Raw genomic sequence first — 1,015 nt, 5'->3', positions numbered from 1 at the left:
AGACCTTATTCGGATAGATTTGGGAATTTTGCGGGCGCTTGCGCGAGATAGGCGCGGTGCGGACTACCCACGCGCAGGTTGTGCAGCCCGCAGGCAACGGCCATGACCGTGTCGCGCCGCCACTCGCCGCGCAGACGCAGTGTGTCGGCCACGATGCGCAGGCGCTTGATGCCGCTGTGGGCATGCTCAATCACTACGCGTAACGGACTCAGCAACTGATTGTAGAGCTTTTGGGAGAACGTCAACTCCCGCTTCGGTGGCTTCTTGTGGGGCATTTCTACCACCACGCCGGCTGGGGCGTGGCCCAGCAAGCCCAAATCCTGGCGCAACACGCTGCCGGCCGGCAGGTGCAGCGCGTACTCGTCGGCCAGCTTTTTGTCATGTTGCCGCCCGCCCTCGGTGGGCGAGAGGTAGTACACGTATTGCGTCACGTCGCACAGGGTCATGTTTTTCACGCGGTGGGCTTTTTTTTAGCGCTGTATTCCTCCCCTTGTGCTTCGTAGTCCGGGTTGCGCGGTACACCCCGCTCCACCCCGTCGTAGGCGAACACCGGCTCGGGGTGGTGGGCCAGGCGCTGAGCCAACTCGGCCCCGTCGCGCACGGGCAGCAGCCCACGAGCGGCCAACACCTGGTTGAGCACCCCGAGCAGGGCCGTGGCCAACTGACTCACACGGGCTTGCGAGATGCCGAAACTGGCCGCTTGGTGTTGCTGCAAGCTATTGTTTTTCAAGTAGGTGAGCAGAAAAAACAACTTCACCTCACTGCCCGTTAGCACCGCGTTGGGCCGCTCACGATGGGCGACGAACTGCCGTCGCTTGCCCGCCAGCGTGTGCCAGCGGTGGTAGCGCTCCCAAGCCGGGGTGAAGTCGGTGAGCAAGTCGTCAAACTCGGCCACGTGCAGGCTGGTCAGGGCCAGAAACTGACGTGGCTTCTCGCGCAAGGCTACATAATCCATGCGCAAATTTACGGCTGCTCCTCGCGGATTAACTTAGCCACCTTTTCCGAATCAGGTCTA

Annotated in this window: 2 protein-coding genes; both read right to left on the bottom strand. The window is 61.9% G+C overall.

From position 1 onward, the window contains the following. Positions 1-5: 5 nt before the first annotated feature. A complete protein-coding gene (locus tag HW556_RS18375; RefSeq protein WP_246289725.1) occupies positions 6-446 on the bottom strand; it encodes a transposase family protein in 441 nt (146 codons plus the stop codon). Between the two features lie 5 nt (positions 447-451). Then, positions 452-955, bottom strand: a complete 504-nt coding sequence (locus tag HW556_RS18370; protein WP_176901565.1) for a transposase family protein — start codon at positions 953-955, stop codon at positions 452-454. Between the last annotated feature and the right edge of the window lie 60 nt (positions 956-1,015).

Source organism: Hymenobacter terrestris, from assembly GCF_013377905.1.
GTDB lineage: Bacteria > Bacteroidota > Bacteroidia > Cytophagales > Hymenobacteraceae > Hymenobacter > Hymenobacter terrestris.
The sequence above is the reverse complement of the archived record's forward strand: the minus strand, read 5'-3'. Positions and strand labels throughout refer to the sequence as shown.